This window comes from Lelliottia sp. RD5 (genome assembly GCF_056032945.1).
The window spans coordinates 587,732-603,833 of the sequence record NZ_JBVYHQ010000001.1 but is presented as its reverse complement, the minus strand read 5'-3'; the positions used below and the strand labels follow the sequence as shown (position 1 = coordinate 603,833).

At 53.4% G+C, this 16,102-nt stretch carries 14 protein-coding genes; 9 read left to right on the top strand and 5 right to left on the bottom strand.

Features of this window, described 5'->3' with window-relative positions; translation table 11 throughout:
* Positions 1–139: 139 nt before the first annotated feature.
* From cybB to AC0LWE_RS03045, 3 genes are all read left to right on the top strand, one after another.
* A complete protein-coding gene (gene cybB / locus AC0LWE_RS03055; RefSeq protein ID WP_219346603.1) occupies positions 140–670 on the top strand; it encodes a cytochrome b561 in 531 nt (176 codons plus the stop codon).
* A gap of 173 nt (positions 671–843) precedes the next feature.
* Positions 844–1,845, top strand: a complete 1,002-nt coding sequence (locus AC0LWE_RS03050; RefSeq protein WP_234593001.1) for an NAD-dependent epimerase/dehydratase family protein — start codon at positions 844–846, stop codon at positions 1,843–1,845.
* Positions 1,842–3,167: an MFS transporter gene (locus tag AC0LWE_RS03045; protein ID WP_059178835.1), complete on the top strand. Its 1,326-nt coding sequence runs from the start codon at positions 1,842–1,844 to the stop codon at positions 3,165–3,167. Before AC0LWE_RS03050 ends, AC0LWE_RS03045 begins: the two co-directional genes overlap by 4 nt.
* 271 nt (positions 3,168–3,438) lie before the next feature.
* Here the strand turns inward: AC0LWE_RS03045 and AC0LWE_RS03040 are convergent, their stop codons facing one another.
* Positions 3,439–3,771, bottom strand: a complete 333-nt coding sequence (locus tag AC0LWE_RS03040; protein WP_234593003.1) for a DUF1493 family protein — start codon at positions 3,769–3,771, stop codon at positions 3,439–3,441.
* Positions 3,771–4,220, bottom strand: a complete 450-nt coding sequence (locus AC0LWE_RS03035; protein WP_219346600.1) for an STM2901 family protein — start codon at positions 4,218–4,220, stop codon at positions 3,771–3,773. The genes AC0LWE_RS03040 and AC0LWE_RS03035 overlap by 1 nt, the downstream gene beginning before the upstream one ends.
* A gap of 385 nt (positions 4,221–4,605) precedes the next feature.
* Here AC0LWE_RS03035 and AC0LWE_RS03030 point away from each other — a divergent pair, with 385 nt between their 5' ends.
* The 4 genes from AC0LWE_RS03030 to AC0LWE_RS03015 all read left to right on the top strand — a co-directional run bounded on the left by AC0LWE_RS03030 (position 4,606) and on the right by AC0LWE_RS03015 (position 8,415).
* Positions 4,606–4,881, top strand: coding sequence for a metal/formaldehyde-sensitive transcriptional repressor (locus AC0LWE_RS03030; protein ID WP_012017350.1), 276 nt, complete (start codon positions 4,606–4,608; stop codon positions 4,879–4,881).
* A gap of 29 nt (positions 4,882–4,910) precedes the next feature.
* Entirely contained in the window at positions 4,911–6,029 is a 1,119-nt protein-coding gene (locus AC0LWE_RS03025; RefSeq protein WP_012017351.1) for an S-(hydroxymethyl)glutathione dehydrogenase/class III alcohol dehydrogenase, read from the top strand.
* A 161-nt stretch (positions 6,030–6,190) separates the two neighbouring features.
* The gene (locus tag AC0LWE_RS03020) at positions 6,191–7,882 is read left to right on the top strand and encodes a methyl-accepting chemotaxis protein (protein ID WP_202666794.1); all 1,692 of its coding nucleotides are present in this window, start codon (positions 6,191–6,193) and stop codon (positions 7,880–7,882) included.
* 83 nt (positions 7,883–7,965) lie between these two features.
* On the top strand, positions 7,966–8,415 hold the full coding sequence (locus tag AC0LWE_RS03015) for an energy transducer TonB (protein ID WP_219346599.1): 450 nt from the start codon (positions 7,966–7,968) through the stop codon (positions 8,413–8,415).
* Positions 8,416–8,464: 49 nt separating this feature from the next.
* On the opposite strand, the gene AC0LWE_RS03010 is transcribed toward AC0LWE_RS03015, so the two are convergent.
* Positions 8,465–10,849, bottom strand: a complete 2,385-nt coding sequence (locus AC0LWE_RS03010) for a glucose/quinate/shikimate family membrane-bound PQQ-dependent dehydrogenase (protein ID WP_219346598.1) — start codon at positions 10,847–10,849, stop codon at positions 8,465–8,467.
* A 285-nt stretch (positions 10,850–11,134) separates the two neighbouring features.
* Entirely contained in the window at positions 11,135–12,058 is a 924-nt protein-coding gene (locus tag AC0LWE_RS03005; protein ID WP_059178841.1) for a LysR substrate-binding domain-containing protein, read from the bottom strand.
* 279 nt (positions 12,059–12,337) lie between these two features.
* Here AC0LWE_RS03005 and hglS point away from each other — a divergent pair, with 279 nt between their 5' ends.
* Together hglS and AC0LWE_RS02995 are read left to right on the top strand one after the other, a co-directional pair.
* Positions 12,338–13,681 carry a 2-oxoadipate dioxygenase/decarboxylase HglS gene (gene hglS, locus AC0LWE_RS03000; protein ID WP_219346597.1) on the top strand — a complete coding sequence of 448 codons (1,344 nt, stop codon included), beginning with the start codon at positions 12,338–12,340 and terminating at the stop codon, positions 13,679–13,681.
* 42 nt (positions 13,682–13,723) lie between these two features.
* The gene (locus tag AC0LWE_RS02995; RefSeq protein WP_219346596.1) at positions 13,724–15,232 is read left to right on the top strand and encodes a carboxylesterase/lipase family protein; all 1,509 of its coding nucleotides are present in this window, start codon (positions 13,724–13,726) and stop codon (positions 15,230–15,232) included.
* Here the strand turns inward: AC0LWE_RS02995 and AC0LWE_RS02990 are convergent.
* Positions 15,204–16,061, bottom strand: a complete 858-nt coding sequence (locus AC0LWE_RS02990; RefSeq protein WP_219346595.1) for a LysR family transcriptional regulator — start codon at positions 16,059–16,061, stop codon at positions 15,204–15,206. The genes AC0LWE_RS02995 and AC0LWE_RS02990 overlap by 29 nt on opposite strands.
* Positions 16,062–16,102 lie beyond the last annotated feature (41 nt).

Genomic DNA, 16,102 nt, shown 5'->3' with positions numbered 1-16,102 from the left:
AGTCCATGTCAGCGCGTGAGGCAATTGAATATGATTCATGCGCAGGGGAAGCTTTTGAAAAATCATAAAGAAAACTTAATGAATTTTTAAGGAAAGCTCGCTATGTTGACGCTTTGTTTGTACCGTTTCAGGAATTCATATGCGCAATAAATATACTGGCCTGCAAATTGGCATCCACTGGCTGGTGTTTCTTTTGGTGATCGTTGCCTACTCTGCCATGGAGTTTCGCGGCTTTTTCCCGCGCAGCGCTCGCCCGTTAATCAACATGATTCATGTCTCTTGCGGGATTTCTATTCTGGTATTGATGTGCGCCCGCCTGCTGGTGCGTCTGAAGTTCCCTGCGCCGCCGATTCAGCCAAAACCTAAAGCGATGATCACCGGCATGTCGCATTTGGGGCATCTGATGGTCTATCTGCTGTTTATTGCCCTACCGATTATCGGCCTGGTGATGATGTACAACCGAGGCAACGACTGGTTTGCTTTCGGAATGGTGATGCCTCACGCAGCGGAGGCCAATTTTGATCTGGTGGATACGATGAAATTCTGGCACGAGACGCTGGCGAACCTGGGCTATTTCTTGATTGGTTTGCATGCCTTTGCGGCCCTGCTGCATCACTATTACTGGAAAGACAACACGCTCCTGCGCATGATGCCGAAAAAACGCTCCTGATCGCCTCTTTTTCTCCTCGAACCCGCTGCCTGTCAGCGGGTTTTTTTGTGATCGTCGATTTCTTTTGGCAGCGTAAAACCGCGCGGCATCACATTTTTCTATCGTTTCCTGTGTGTTATTCATTCAATGGATATAAATACTATATCTATAATAGAAACACTCACGAGGTGGCGATGAAAATTGTACTCACAGGTTCCGCCGGACGAATTGGTCACACAATTGCTGTTCAGTTGCTGGTGGATGGGCACCAGATAACCGGAATTGACCTTGCGCCCGCAAGAATAGAGCATGCGCATTATCACCATGTGCAATGCCGGTTTGAGCAGGCAGAGACCCTGAACGATGCGGTGAAGGGCGCAGACGTTCTGCTACACATTGGTGCGATGATGTCGTGGCAGCCTAAAGACAATGCCGCGATGTTCCACGCCAATGTAACCGCTACGCAATGGCTGTTGGATGCTGCCAGAGCCGCAGGCGTGAAGCGCTTTGTTTTCGCCAGCAGTGGCGAAGTCTATCCAGAAGTGCGCGCGCAGTTTCAGCCCGTGACCGAAGATCATCCACGTAACCCGGTTTCGTTCTATGGCCTGACCAAAAAGCTGGCGGAGGATCTGGTGTTGTTCTATCAGCAGCAGGGATTGGAAACGGTGATTTTGCGTTTTCCACACACGCAATCTATTGATGAACTGCTTGATCCTGAGAGCTTCTTTTCGGGACCGCGCTTTTTCCTGGACGGTAAAATTCGCCAGATGCGTTCGTTTGGCAATGATCTCGTGGCCGACAAGCTGCAAACCGTGCGCGATCGACAGGGGGGACCGGCGATGATTGTCCAGTACGGCGAAGACGATAACCTGCCTTATCAGATGCATATTGCTGATGTACGCGATACGGCGGACGGCGTCATTCTTGCGATGTCGCATCCGCAGGCGGCGAACGGCATTTATAATCTTGGCACTGATGAGCCCGTCGCATTTGAAGATATGCTGCCGTTGATGGCGCAGGCAACCGGCTTGCCGCTGATTGATATCGCGATGCCAGGCAAGGCCGTGCGATATAAAACCAGTAACCAAAAAATTAAACGCGAACTGGGCTACCAGCCGCGTTTCACCTTTCCTGACATGATTGCGCAAGCCGCACGACTTACCGCTAACAGACATAATGCAAAGGAGAGTGTATGAACAATTCAGCGCAGCAATCACTCGAAACGGCGACGTCTGACCGCGAGATCCCGGTCGTGCGAAAATTACGTAAAGTCTTGCTGGCGACCGGAATCGGCCATTTTGTCGAATGGTTTGATTTTGGCCTTTACGGGACGCTGGCGGCGATTATCGGTGTGCAGTTCTTCCAGGCCGAAAGTCCGGCAGTTGCGTTACTGTCTTCCTTTGCCGTTTTTGGTGCCGGTTTCATTATGCGTCCGCTGGGCGGGCTCTATTTCGGATCGCTGGGCGATCGAATTGGGCGTCAAAAAGTGTTGGCGACGGTGATCCTGCTGACGTCAGGCGCGACGTTCGTGATGGGGCTGCTGCCGACGTTTTCACAAATCGGCATCGCCGCGACGGTGCTGCTGGTTATCACCCGTCTGATTCAGGGCTTTGCCGCCGGTGGCGAAAGCTCAGGCGCAACGACGTTCCTGGCCGAATATGCGCCAACCGCTCGGCGCGGGTATTTCACCTGCTGGATCGATAACTTCGGATTTATGGCCTTTGTCGCGGGCTCAGGTCTGGTGTTTCTGCTGACCGCTACGCTTGGCGAAGCGACGATGAGCGACTGGGGCTGGCGCATTCCCTTCCTGATTGCCGGACCGCTGGGTCTGGTTGGGTTGTATCTGCGAAAACATCTCGAAGACACGCCTGAGTTTCTGGAGATGGTTAAGAGCGGCAAAACGGAAGCGTCGCCGCTTCGAACGGCCGTCACCACGGCGTGGGGCGCGCTGCTGTTTTGTGTGGGGTTTGTGGTGATCAAGGCAGTAGGGCACTGGACATTGCAGACCTTTATGCCGAGCTATTTATCCACCGAACTCCATTATTCAAAACTCGACTCTTACGCTATCACCACCGTTGGCCTGTTCGCGATTGCGGTAATGGTGCCATTTATGGGGTATTTGTCGGATAAATTTGGTCGTAAACCGTTGATGCTTGCGGGCTGCGCGGGTTTTATCTTGTTCACTTATCCCGCCATGATGGTGATGGCGCGGGGCGATATGCTGTCTGCGGTACTGGCGATGTTGCTTCTGGGGGCGTTTATTGCCGCCTTTGACGGCGCATGCAGCGCGGCGATGGCTGAACTGTTCCCGACCAGCATTCGCTATGGCGGAATGGCCATTGCGTACAATGTCGCTGTGGCATTCTTTGGCGGGATCACGCCATGGTTTTCGGCGTATCTGATGACGGCAACGGGCAACCCGTTCTCTCCGGCTTACTATGTAATGGGCGCGGCGCTGATCACGTTCCTGACGGTGTTACGCGCGAAAGAAACAGCAGGACAGCCACTTCGTCGTTAAGTGGATAAACATTCGTTCTTAAGTGGAGCTTTAACGGTCTGATTTTGATTAAGTCTGTTGTATTTCAACGATGAATATATCCATGACAAACGCGAAGTAAACGAATATAAATGCGCAGTCTGCCAGGGAGAGGGCGAATATAAACCATTCTGCTGTGTGTTTACGGGGTCTGACCGATGTCGGCAGGCCCCGGATTTTCGTGAACAATGTGCCCATTCCCACCGTTTCAAACCCAATACTTAAACAGTGGAACATAGTCCCACTGTTTTAATCATTCATATAACCATTTTCCAGCAACAGCGGATTTCGCAAACATTCTCACCGTTAATGGTAATCGTGTAGCTTCAATATCTTCACGCTTGAACTTAAACCATCTCTGAAAGAGTGGGGTATACTCCCACGGGAAGTATTTAGACCAATCCAGACCAGAAAGATCAATGTTGAATATTTCCTGGTATTTCTTTATAGCATCCTCTAAATCATCTCGGGGGTAATCAAAGAGATCAGAGTCCAGTTCTATAGGAACTTCATTCCAGTGGATATCGAGATAACCAGGGATTTCTTCACGAAATAGAATCAAGACTTCATCTTTAATTGCCACCATCAGAAAGATGTCCACTGTATACGGTCATTAGGCTTTGCAATCAGAGTGTATTTCTGCTGTGTGTGGGTTGAAACTCTGTACAGGGTCATTGACAGCGAAGCCCAACCCAACCAGGGAATATAGCGAGCAATGACAGCAGCAAGTTTGTTTGTTTTCTGCATCCTCACACCCACTGGTGTCGGAATTTGAATCCCAAAGGGCACTCGTGCATCACGCATTATGATTCGCGCATACTTTGAGATAACACTGGTGCCCAATGTTGCCCCTTTAGGTTTAGCCTTCGTACCTAACCACGGTTGACCGGACAGTATCGCGGCACCGGAAACTGAATCTATTCCCAACTCTCTGCAAAACTCTTCCAAAAAGATGATATTTAACAAATCTACTTTTGAAAGGTTAGAATATCCCCTGTAAAAGTAGGTTCCATTTTGTTCTTCCGTTGTATCCATACGCTCACCTTATTAAGCGGTCTATCGAACGTTCTTTGAAAATAAATTACGGAACCAGTAATAAACGCCTGGATTTTCAATGCGGTTAGGCATTAAGTGTTATGCGGGAAATATATAAATCATATAGATCAAATAAATAATACGAATGTTGCATTTTCAAGCACTACAAATTGCGGTGTATAAAACGCTGCGCAAAAGCGTGTTTTGGGGGCAAATCTGGGGGCAAAAATGCGCCTGGGGCGTGTTTGGGGCATCAAAAAATCTGGTTATGTCCGACAGCGGCTTTTGCATTAATCCGCTAAGTGGTAAATACCACTGAAAACATAATGTTTACACGAATATATTAAAAAAGGTACCATACCCCCCTACAGTATCTGGAGGGCGTATGCCACATTCACCCGAAGACAAAAAACGTGTTCTGACGCGCGTGCGTCGCATCCGGGGGCAGGTTGATGCCCTGGAACGTGCGCTGGAGTCCGGCGAACCTTGCCTTGCTATCCTGCAACAAATTGCGGCCGTACGCGGTGCCGCGAACGGTTTGATGGGCGAGATGGTTGAAATTCACCTCAAAGATGAGCTGGTGACCGGTGAGACAACGGTCGATCAGCGTGCGGTTCGCATGGCAGAAGTCGGTCATTTGCTACGCTCTTATCTAAAATAAAACTCTGTCATCCCCGAAAGGAAAACATTATGAAATCACGTGCAGCCGTCGCATTTGGCCCAGGCCAGCCGCTGAAGATTGTCGAAATAGATGTCGCGCCGCCTAAGAAAGGCGAAGTTCTGGTTAAAATCACTCACACCGGCGTGTGCCATACCGATGCATTCACGCTGTCTGGCGACGATCCAGAAGGCGTTTTCCCGGCGGTTTTAGGGCATGAAGGCGGTGGTGTGGTTGTTGAAGTGGGCGAAGGCGTCACCAGCCTGCAGCCTGGCGATCACGTTATTCCGCTGTACACCGCAGAGTGTGGCGAGTGTAAATTCTGTAAATCCGGCAAAACGAATCTGTGTCAGGCCGTTCGCGCCACACAGGGTAAAGGTTTGATGCCAGATGGCACCACGCGCTTCTCTTATAACGGCGAGCCGATTTATCACTATATGGGTACCAGCACGTTCAGCGAATACACCGTATGTGCAGAAATCTCGCTGGCAAAAGTTAACCCACAAGCGCCACTGGATAAAGTCTGCCTGCTGGGCTGCGGCGTCACGACTGGTATTGGCGCGGTTCACAACACCGCGAAAGTAAAAGAAGGCGATACGGTGGCCGTGTTTGGTCTCGGGGGAATTGGTCTGGCGGTGATCCAGGGCGCGGTACAGGCGAAAGCCGGACGCATTCTGGCGGTGGACACGAATCCGGAGAAATTCAAATTAGCCGGTGAAATGGGCGCGACCGATTTCATCAACCCGAAAGATTACGACAAACCGGTTCAGGATGTGATTGTTGAACTGACCGATGGGGGTGTCGATTTCAGCTTCGAATGTATTGGTAACGTGAATGTCATGCGTTCAGCACTCGAGTGCTGCCACAAGGGATGGGGCGAAAGCATCATCATTGGCGTGGCCGGTGCAGGTCAGGAAATCAAAACCCGTCCATTCCAGCTGGTCACTGGCCGCGTATGGCGTGGCTCCGCATTTGGTGGCGTAAAAGGGCGTACCCAATTGCCGGGTATGGTTGAAGATGCCATGGTCGGTAAAATCGATCTCGACCCGTTCATCACGCACCGTTTGCCGCTTGATCAAATCAACGAAGCCTTCGATCTGATGCATGAAGGGAAATCCATCCGTACCGTCATACATTTCGGCAGCAACTAATTATTTTGCCAGCGGTTTCCGCCGCTGGCATTTCTTTAATAATCTTCTCTAAAGTGTGACCCACCTGGCGCTTTTAACCATAATCAAATTCTCTGATTTGCCGATGATTTATTCACAGGCGTAATTATACGCACTTCATCCATATAAGAGAGTCGACGGTCATGGACAACACAAAAAAGATGCGAAGCCCGCAAACGCTGAGCTTCCTGCATCACATCCGGCTGGTTCCGCTGTTTTCCTCAATTCTCGGTGGCATCATTTTGTTATTTGCGTTGAGCTCGGTGTTGGCGGGGTATTTCCTGCTGCAAGCCGATAACGATCAGCAAGATGTCACGCAAGAAATTCAGGTCCGAACGGGTTTGTCTAACAGTTCAAACCATTTACGCACTGCGCGAATCAACATGATTCATGCGGGCGCGGCAAGCCGTATTGCTGAAATGGATGCGATGAAACAAAACATCGCCGAAGCTGAGACGCGCATTAAGCAGTCCCAGGCAAGCTTTGCGATGTATATGAATCGTTCGGTTCGTACTCCTGCGGACGAAGCCCTGGATAACGATCTGAAAACGCGTTTTGACGCTTACATCACCGGGCTTCAGCCTATGCTGAAATACGCCAAAAACGGCATGTTTGAAGCCATTATTAACCACGAAAATGAATCCGCTCGTCCACTGGACGATGCGTATAACGAGGTGTTGCTGAAAGCGATTAAGATCCGTACCGATCGCGCGAACTTACTCACTTCTGCAGCGCACAAGCGCACACAACAGGGCCTGATGTTTATGGTTGGCGCGTTTGCGCTGGCCCTGGTCCTGACGGCGATGACTTTTGTGGTTCTCCGCCGTACCGTTATTAATCCGCTGCAACGCGCTGCCCGCCGCATTGAACTGATTGCGAAAGGGGATTTAACGATGGCGGACGATTTGACTGGTCGCAGTGAAATCGGACGTTTAACCCACGATCTGCAAACCATGCAGCACTCGCTGGTGAATACGGTTGGTACCGTTCGTCAGGGTGCGGAAGAGATTTATCGCGGAACCAGCGAAATCTCTGCCGGTAACACCGACCTTTCGTCTCGTACCGAAGAGCAGGCGGCCGCGATTGAACAAACAGCAGCCAGCATGGAAGAGTTGACGGCGACGGTGAAACAGAACGCCGATAACGCCCATCACGCGAGCAAACTGGCAGAAGATGCCTCCGGGAAAGCCAGCCGCGGCGGCCAGATGGTGTCCGGCGTGGTGAAAACCATGAGCAATATCTCCACCAGTTCGAAGAAAATTTCTGAAATCACCGCAGTCATTAACAGCATCGCTTTCCAGACCAACATTCTGGCGCTGAACGCGGCCGTTGAGGCCGCGCGTGCGGGCGAGCAGGGCCGTGGATTCGCGGTTGTGGCGAGTGAAGTGCGTACGCTGGCGAGCCGCAGTGCGAACGCCGCGAAAGAAATTGAAGGGCTGATTAATGAGTCGGTCACCCTTATCGATCAGGGGTCTGGCGAAGTGGTCGCGGCGGGTAATACCATGAATGATATCGTTGAAGCCGTTAAACGCGTCACCGATATTATGCTCGAAATCGCAGCGGCGTCCGACGAACAGAGTCGCGGCATTGTGCAGGTCAGCCAGGCGATTTCTGAGATGGACAAAGTGACCCAGCAGAACGCCTCGCTGGTGGAAGAAGCCTCCGCAGCAGCGGCATCACTGGAAGAGCAAGGTGCGCGTCTGACCGAGGCGGTAGGGGCATTCCGTCTGAACGGCGTTGCGCCGTCTCGCAGTGCAAAACCGTCGGCCGTTGCGCAGTCTACCCCGTTGCGTCATGCAGTGGCTGACGGCGGCGATAACTGGGAAACCTTCTAATCTCTCTGGATTGACTGCCTCACCAACCTGTGTAAAAAGGGTTCATGTTCTGGCATGAACCCTTTTTTTATGGTGATAACGAAATGAATCCAGCAAAACGTATGACCGCCCTGATCGCGCTTTCCAGCCTGTTGGCCGGTTGCTCGGTGGGCGTGGGTGGTTTCGGCATCGGCGGCGGAAGCAACGGCGTAGGAGTGGGCGCGGGATTGTCCTTTCCGATAGGGGGCTCCGCCTCGACCAAAGACAACGCCACGGATTCCCAACAGCCTGACTGCAACGGCGAGGTGTATCAGGTGCAGCCGATCTACCCAGCGCAGGCGGCAGCGCAGGAATTTGAAGGAAAAGTCGCGGTGAAATTTGATGTGAAACCGAACGGACGGGCAACGAATTACAGTGCAAAAGGCGATAAAGCCTTCTTTGCCGAAACGTGGAAAGCGGTCTCCCGCAGCTGCTGGTCACCGGGCGTGAGTCGGGATTTTGAGGTGGCATTTACCCTGCATAAACCCGTGACGTTAGCACCTGTCGCACCGTAAAAAAACGGCCCGTCACATTACGCGACGGGCCGTTGAACGTATTACGCGGTTACGGTTTATCAGGCAACGCGTAGGCAATGATGTAATCACCACGATCCGGCGACTGGCGTGCGCCACCCGCGTTAATGATGATGTACTGTTTGCCAGTTTTCGGTGAGACGTAGGTCATCGGTCCCGACTGGCTGCCCACTGGCAGACGGTCTTTCCAGATCTCTTTCCCGGTCGCCGTATCAAACGCGCGCAGGTAGAAATCCTGAGTCCCTGCAAAGAACAGCAGCCCTGACTGCGTGGACAGCGATGCACCCAGCGTTGGCATCCCGATTGGGATAGGCATGTGCATACGAATGCCCAGCGGACCGGTATCTTCAACGGTTCCTACCGGAACCTGCCACACCAGCTTGCCGCTTTTCAGATCCACGGCGGACATCGTCCCGAATGGCGGTTTCTGGCAGGGAATGCCCAGCGGCGACAAGAAACGCTCGCGCATTGCGCCAAACGGCGTGCCGTCCATCGGCACAATTCCCATCTCAATGCCGCTGGCATTTTTGGCGACGTTCGCACGCGGCACCATATAGTTTGCCAGCCCCAGACGCATATCATTGACAAACATCAGGCCGTTATTCGGGTCCACCGAAACGCTGCCCCAGTTCATGCCGCCGAGTGAGCCCGGGAACTGCAGGGAACGATCAAGGCCTGGCGGTGTAAAGACGCCCTGATGACGCATCTCTTTAAACTGAATACGGCACAGCAGCAGATCGACCGGCGTCGCCCCCCACATGTCGGATTCGGTCAGCGTCTGGTTGCCAATCATCGGCATACCGACAGAATACGGCTGCGTCGGAGAATAGCGTTCGCCCTGAATCGTGCCCGCAGGGACAGGACGCTCTTCGACTTTCGCTACCGGCTCACCGGTTTCGCGGTTGAGCATAAAAATCATGCCCTGTTTGCTGGTTTGCACCAGAACCGGCGTCGTGCCGCCTTTACCGTCCGGCAAGTCGTACAGCAGCGGTTGTGACGGCAGGTCAAAGTCCCACAGGTCGTGGTGAGTAGTTTGATAATGCCAGCGCACCTGACCGGTCGTTGCATCAACGGCCACAATGGATGAACTGTATTTATCGTCCAGAGCGGTACGTTCACCCGCGTAAAAATCAGGCGTCGCGTTGCCGGTCGGGAGATAAATCAGGTTCAGCTTTGCGTCATAAGACATGGCTGACCAGACGTTTGGCGTACCGCGCGTATAGGTCTGACCTTCTGGCGGCAGGCCGGTGATAGCAGGATTTCCCGGATCCCATGCCCATGCCAGTTTACCGGTACGAACGTCATACGCACGCACCACGCCCGGCGGTTCACCGGTGGAGAAGTTATCGGCGACACGGCCTCCGACGACGACGACATTCCCGGCCACCAGCGGCGTTGAGGTCTGCTGGTAATAACCGGGTTTGATTTCGCCCATACCAACGCTGAGATCGACGATGCCACGATCGCCAAAGTCTTCGCAGAGCTTGCCGGTATCGGCATTGATCGCAATCAGGCGGGCATCCGTCGTCGGCAGGAACAGGCGACGCGGGCAGGCCGCTGGCTGAACGTTTACTTGTGACGTTGTCACAGATTGGGTGTCTTCAAAATAACCCAAACCACGACAGCGCTGCCAGTTTGGCGCGGTGGCTTTGGAATCGTAACGCCATTTTTCTTTACCAGAATCCACATCCAGCGCCAGCACTTTGCTGTACGGTGTGCAGACAAACAGCGTGTCGCCTATCTGCAAGGGAGTGTTCTGATCTTCAGCGCCGGAGCCGTTGCTCTGCGGAATGTCACCCGTATGCGCGGTCCAGGCCACTTTCAAAGTGCTGATGTTTTGCTTGTTGATCTGATCCAGCGCGGCAAAGCGGTCACCGTGTGTGGTGTTCCCCCAATGTTCCCAGTTTTTTTGCTGCTCGCCAGGCGCAACTGGTTTTACCGGAACGGGCTCATTCGCGGCAACGAGCGTTTGCGGTTTGAACATCCAGCCAACGCTCACCAGCATCGCCAGCGCGAGAATAGCCGCTACCGTGAAAGCCGGTTTTTTATTCACGGGTACGTTGCGGTTCGCCGCACGCAGGAAGGGCCAAACCAGGGCACACAGAAAGGCGAGGACGGCGAGGGTAAACAGGCGCGAGAACAGCGGCCAGAAATCCCAGCCAGCATCATTCACCGCCCAAAAGATCGATGCAATAAAGGCGACAGCGTAAAGAATGATCCCGCTGATTCGACGGGTGAAAATTAAAAAGGCGGAGATCAACATCACTACGCCAACGATGAGGAAGTACCAGGTTCCCCCGACGGTAGCGAGCTTCAAGCCCAAGCCGCCAATTGCCAGGCCGATGATTGTCATCAGCCCCACCAGGAGCCACTGCAGGAATTTTGCTATCCCGCGCGGCGCGCTGCCAAATGCCATTTCTGTCTCCTTAAAGACCTCGTATTTTCCCCGTAACGCCACGCTGCGCATGTACCATATGGGTAATTGAGTTCGGATTTAATAATGATTTATTGAAAATATACCGTTTGTACGGCTTTCGAACGCACGTGAATAAAGTTCGAATGAACCATTTGGTGAATTCGCGGCTATGATAAAACTGTTAAATTGTTTTGCGCAATTGTTAATGAAAGATTTCGCATTATTTGAATAACAGAAACAAAAAACCCGTCAGCGTGACGGGTCGGAGAAACATAAGGGAGTGAATCAGATAGGCATGGATTTGCGGATGGCGCTGAGAAGCGACTGCGCACCGGAAGAAAGCGGGATATCCACGCGCGTCAGGATGCCGATAGGTTCACCGGCGCCTGGCGATGCCACCGGGAGCGCCGACAAACAGCCCTGACGTAAATCCTCTTTCACCGCGCCGGAGGGGACGAACCACACGTAGTCATAGTCCACCGTCAACTGGCGAGAAAGCGAAGCCGAAAGCGTTTCGATACAGCCTGACGGTAATGTGCAGCCCTGCATCTGGAGCATGACTTCGGCGTTGTGGCGCGGCGCGGTGCCTTTCGGGGAAACGACTACCGGCCATTCCATGACCCGGCTTAGTGTGACAGTGTCACGTAATAAAGGGTGTCCAGGGCGCACGACCAGTTTCAGTGATTCCAGGAACAAAAGTTCATAATTGAGACCGACCATCAGTTCCGGGTCAGACATGCGGCCAATACCCAGATCCAGTTCTCCCGATTTCAGCCCTGACAGCAGCATGGTGTTATTCATGGTAGCCACTTGTAGCGTGGTATTTTTTTGCTGCTTGTGAAACTGGCCGATAGCGGCAGGCAGAATGCCGAGCGCAGCCGTGGGCAACGCCCCTACGCGGACCACGTCGGTATCCTGGCTGTCTTTGCGATTCAGCGCCTGACCCGCAGTGTTCAGCGCGTCGAGTACTTTTACGGCATGCGTTAAAAACTGCTCACCGACCAGCGTCAGCTGTGCGCCAAGACGGCCACGATTGAACAAACGTGTGCCGGTCAGCTGTTCCAGTTCGTTCAGTGTTTTTGAGAGCGCAGGCTGGCTAAGATTAAGAGTTTCAGCCGCACGCCCCAGCGTTCCCTGTTGAGCGACGGCCACAAAAGTGTGCAAATGGCGCAAACGTATGCGCTGACTAAACAAACCATTTTTTTCCATAGCCGATGTTATGAATAGAGCGAGGTAAGAGACAAGGGAAGATGTTTAATTTTGATAACCTGATAGCAAAATATTATTAACATTTGATGTAATTGAGTTACAACAAGATTTTCTTACTGAGGCTAATAAGTCGCAGGCGCTGACACAAAGGTGGAGGTGCGCTGTCTAAGCGCAGGGAATAACCACTCGGCTATCAGGATCACAGATTGGAAATTCTTCCCCCCGAAGGCGGAAAGCCTTCTCTACACTCCAGGTATTATTCACTGGGAGCATGACATCATGGCGAACACCATCACGGCTGATGATATTCGGGAACACTTTTCGCAGGCTATGTCAGCGATGTACCAGCAGGAAGTTCCACAATACGGCACATTGCTGGAGCTGGTTGCAGATGTGAATCTGGCGGTACTGGAAAATAATCCGCACTTACATGAACAACTCGCGAATGCGGATGAACTCGCGCGTCTGAATGTCGAGCGTCATGGCGCAATCCGTGTAGGCAGTGCAAAAGAACTGTCCACGTTACGCCGGATGTTTGCGATTATGGGGATGCACCCCGTCAGCTATTACGATCTCTCACAGGCGGGCGTGCCGGTACACTCGACGGCGTTTCGGCCCATCGATGATGCTGCGCTGTCGAGAAATCCTTTCCGTGTCTTCACCTCACTGCTCCGGCTGGAGCTTATTGAAAACGTGGCGCTGCGTGAACGTGCTGCGGATATTTTGGCCCGACGCTCTATTTTTACCCCGCGCTGTCTGGAACTGATCGATCTGCATGAGTCTGAAGGCCACTTTACGGAATCTCAGGCGCGTGAGTTTGTTCAGGAAGCGCTGGAAACGTTCCGCTGGCACAGCCACGCGCTTGTCGACCAGGAAACGTATCTGGCTCTGCACAATGAGCATCGTCTTATCGCCGATGTGGTTTGTTTCCCCGGATGCCATATTAACCACCTGACGCCGCGCACGCTGGATATCGATCGGGTGCAGGAGTTGATGCCGAAATACGGTATTGAACCGAAAATTGTGATTGAAGGCCCGCCGCGACGCGACGTGCCGGTCCTATTGCGCCAGACCAGTTTCAAAGCGTTGGAAGAGCCGGTGCTCTTTGCCGGCGAACATAGCGGAACGCATACCGCCCGTTTTGGTGAGATCGAACAGCGGGGCGTTGCGTTAACACCGAAAGGCCGCGAGCTTTATGACCGTCTACTGGGTGAAGCAGGAACCGGTAAGGACAATCTGACGCATCAGCTCCATTTACGCGACGTGTTTCAGGCATTCCCGGACAGTGAAATGTTCCTGCGCCGACAGGAATTAGCCTATTTTCGCTACCGTCTGACGCCGGCGGGCGAGGCACACCGCCAGGCATTCCGCCCCGGTGACGATCCGCAACCGCTGATTGAGCGTGGGTGGGTCGTGGCGCAGCCAATCGTTTATGAAGATTTTCTTCCGGTAAGCGCTGCGGGTATTTTCCAGTCGAATCTTGGCAATGAAACCCAGGCGCGAAGTCATGGTAATTCCAGCCAGGCGGCGTTTGAAACCGCGCTGGGATGTGCAGTCAACGATGAATTTACGCTGTATCAGCAGGCGGAAGAGCGCAGTAAACGCCGTTGTGGTTTGCTCTGAAAACGTTACTCTGCTGGGCTGTGATGGAAAATAAAGGTTGGTATGGAAAATTCATCTTTCCCGGTGGTTGAGACATGTCAGGGCCGTTTAGTCGGTTTTACCGATGAAAATGTCCATGTGTGGTGCGGTATTCCCTATGCTGCGCCGCCCGTTGGTGAGTTGCGCTGGCGCTCACCGCAGCCTCCAAAGGCCTGGCAAGGCATTCGTCAGGCCAACGCATTTTCAGCGTCAAGCTGGCAAAACAGCGAGTACTGCCGGGAGCTTGGCGGCGGAGACCCCGGTGAATTCTCAGAGGACTGCCTGTACCTGAATATCTGGTCGCCGGTGAAACGCGAAGCGCCGCTGCCGGTGATGGTCTGGCTACACGGCGGCGGTTTCACGATTGGCGCTGGCGGGTTGCCTCCCTATAACGGAAAGGCACTGGCGCGTCGGGACGTGGTGGTTGTGACGCTGAACTATCGTCTGGGGCATTTGGGGTTCTTTGCCCATCCCGCGCTTTGCGACGACGAAAATCGCATTGTGCATAACTTTGCGTTGCTCGATCAAATGGCCGCCCTTGAGTGGGTGCGCGACAACATTGCAGCGTTTGGTGGCGATCCGAGCAATATTACGCTGTTTGGGGAATCCGCTGGGGCCCGCAGCGTGCTGTCATTGCTGACTTCGCCCCTGGCGAAAGGGCTGTTTCACAAAGCGATTGTGCAGAGTGGTTATACCTTGCCTGATACCCCGCGTGAGGATGCGCTGCAAAAAGGTGAAGCGTTGGCGGGGCATTTTGGCCTGCAAAACGCGACGGCGGAACAGCTGCGTGCCATTCCCGCGCACGCGTTCTGGTCGCTGGAGGCTCCGCTGAATGTGGCACCGACACCGATTGTGGGCGACTGCGTGTTACCCGAACCGATGCTGGATCTTTTTTTTGCTGCGCGCCAGCATCCTGTTCCGGTGATGATTGGCTCAAACAGTGATGAAGCGAGCGTGATGGCCGTTTTCGGGATAGACCTGGCCGGGCAAATCCAAAAGTTACGGCGTGAGCGCCGGTTTGGCCTCGGGTTAATCAAATTACTTTACCCTGGCGTGAAAGGGGATGCCGAGCTGGGCCGACAGGTGTGTCGCGACATGGCGTTCACGACCATGGGTTTTGTCGTGATGCAGGCGCAACAGCGGGTAGGCGAACCGTGCTGGCGCTACTGGTTTGATTACGTTGCCGAGGCGGAACACGCAACCTATTCAAACGGCGCGTGGCACGGCAATGAAATTCCGTATGTGTTTGACACGTTAAATCAGATTGAGCCGTCGCGGCAGTATGTGAACGAGCGCGATCTGGCGTTTTCTGGCCACGTGGCCGATTATTGGGTCAACTTCGCGCGTCACGCCAGCAGAACCTGTGATGCCCTTCATGGCCCAGTCCGATGGCCCGCTGCCCGAAAAGGACGCGATGTGCTCTTGCATCTCGGTGTGAATAAACATGCAGTTTTCAAGCTGGAATACCGATTTATGCGCGCCCGGATGAGCCTGTTTAAACGCGTTATGAAGCACCATGTGAGTCTGGATTGAGTAAGCAGGCGCGAAAAGCAGCCAGCCCAGCAGTCTTTCCATGCGAATCGCGTAACAGTAGCCGATAGCTTGCGCCGGTTTTAACGCTGGTGTTAAACGGGCGCGCCAGCCGTCCGGCGCGAATATCTTCTTCTACCAGCGTTTCGTCAGCAATCGCCACGCCAAGGCCTTGCATCGCGGCGGTGATTGCCAGGTCCATTGTGTCGAAGTGTTGGTTTTTGTGCATCACCAGCGCGACGTTTTCTTGTCTGGACAGCCAGAGTGACCAGTCTGTTTTGTCACGGGTCGGATGAAGAAACGTCAGCGTATCCAGAGCCGAATCCATTCGCTGCGGACTTATCACTGGCGTCAGGGCTTCTTCAAAAAGCAGATCGCCAGCGCTCAAATGTGTACCAAACACGATCGCGGCATCGTAGGATTCGGTTTTAAAATTCACCGTATGATCGGTCGTGGTGGTGAGGGCGATTTGTAGTTCTGGCTGCTCTCGTTCGACCTGAATCAGCCGAGGGATCAGCCAGCGCATTGCACATGTCGGCACTTTCAGGCGCACGACGGTTTGTTGCGCGCGCGCTTGTTCCGCCACGGTGAGTAAGTGCTCAAAGGCTGACTGTAAGTCAGGAAGCAGAGCGTTGCCCTGAGGGGAAAGCCGCAGTCCGCGAGCATGGCGCTCAAACAGCGGAAAGCCGAACCAGGATTCCAGCGTCGCGATTTTACGGCTGACAGCGCCCTGGGTCAGGCACAGTTCTTTGGCGGCGTGTGTGAGATTCAGGTGACGCGCGGTGATCAGAAATGCGTCTACAGCATTGTGCGGAAAGGTACGGCGCGACATAAACACTCCAGGCATGCGTTTTTATCATGTCGTCCATCACA

Excerpts from the sequence above, each read along its gene's own strand:
- AC0LWE_RS03025 (WP_012017351.1), top strand. The coding sequence starts at position 4,911 with ATGAAATCACGTGCAGCCGTCGCATTTGGCCCAGGCCAGCCGCTGAAG.
- AC0LWE_RS03050 (WP_234593001.1), top strand. The coding sequence starts at position 844 with ATGAAAATTGTACTCACAGGTTCCGCCGGACGAATTGGTCACACAATT.
- AC0LWE_RS02990 (WP_219346595.1), bottom strand. The coding sequence starts at position 16,061 with ATGTCGCGCCGTACCTTTCCGCACAATGCTGTAGACGCATTTCTGATC.
- AC0LWE_RS02995 (WP_219346596.1), top strand. The coding sequence starts at position 13,724 with ATGGAAAATTCATCTTTCCCGGTGGTTGAGACATGTCAGGGCCGTTTA.
- AC0LWE_RS03045 (WP_059178835.1), top strand. The coding sequence starts at position 1,842 with ATGAACAATTCAGCGCAGCAATCACTCGAAACGGCGACGTCTGACCGC.
- AC0LWE_RS03010 (WP_219346598.1), bottom strand. The coding sequence starts at position 10,849 with ATGGCATTTGGCAGCGCGCCGCGCGGGATAGCAAAATTCCTGCAGTGG.
- AC0LWE_RS03035 (WP_219346600.1), bottom strand. The coding sequence starts at position 4,220 with ATGGATACAACGGAAGAACAAAATGGAACCTACTTTTACAGGGGATAT.
- hglS (WP_219346597.1), top strand. The coding sequence starts at position 12,338 with ATGGCGAACACCATCACGGCTGATGATATTCGGGAACACTTTTCGCAG.
- AC0LWE_RS03005 (WP_059178841.1), bottom strand. The coding sequence starts at position 12,058 with ATGGAAAAAAATGGTTTGTTTAGTCAGCGCATACGTTTGCGCCATTTG.
- cybB (WP_219346603.1), top strand. The coding sequence starts at position 140 with ATGCGCAATAAATATACTGGCCTGCAAATTGGCATCCACTGGCTGGTG.
- AC0LWE_RS03040 (WP_234593003.1), bottom strand. The coding sequence starts at position 3,771 with ATGGTGGCAATTAAAGATGAAGTCTTGATTCTATTTCGTGAAGAAATC.
- AC0LWE_RS03020 (WP_202666794.1), top strand. The coding sequence starts at position 6,191 with ATGGACAACACAAAAAAGATGCGAAGCCCGCAAACGCTGAGCTTCCTG.
- AC0LWE_RS03015 (WP_219346599.1), top strand. The coding sequence starts at position 7,966 with ATGAATCCAGCAAAACGTATGACCGCCCTGATCGCGCTTTCCAGCCTG.
- AC0LWE_RS03030 (WP_012017350.1), top strand. The coding sequence starts at position 4,606 with ATGCCACATTCACCCGAAGACAAAAAACGTGTTCTGACGCGCGTGCGT.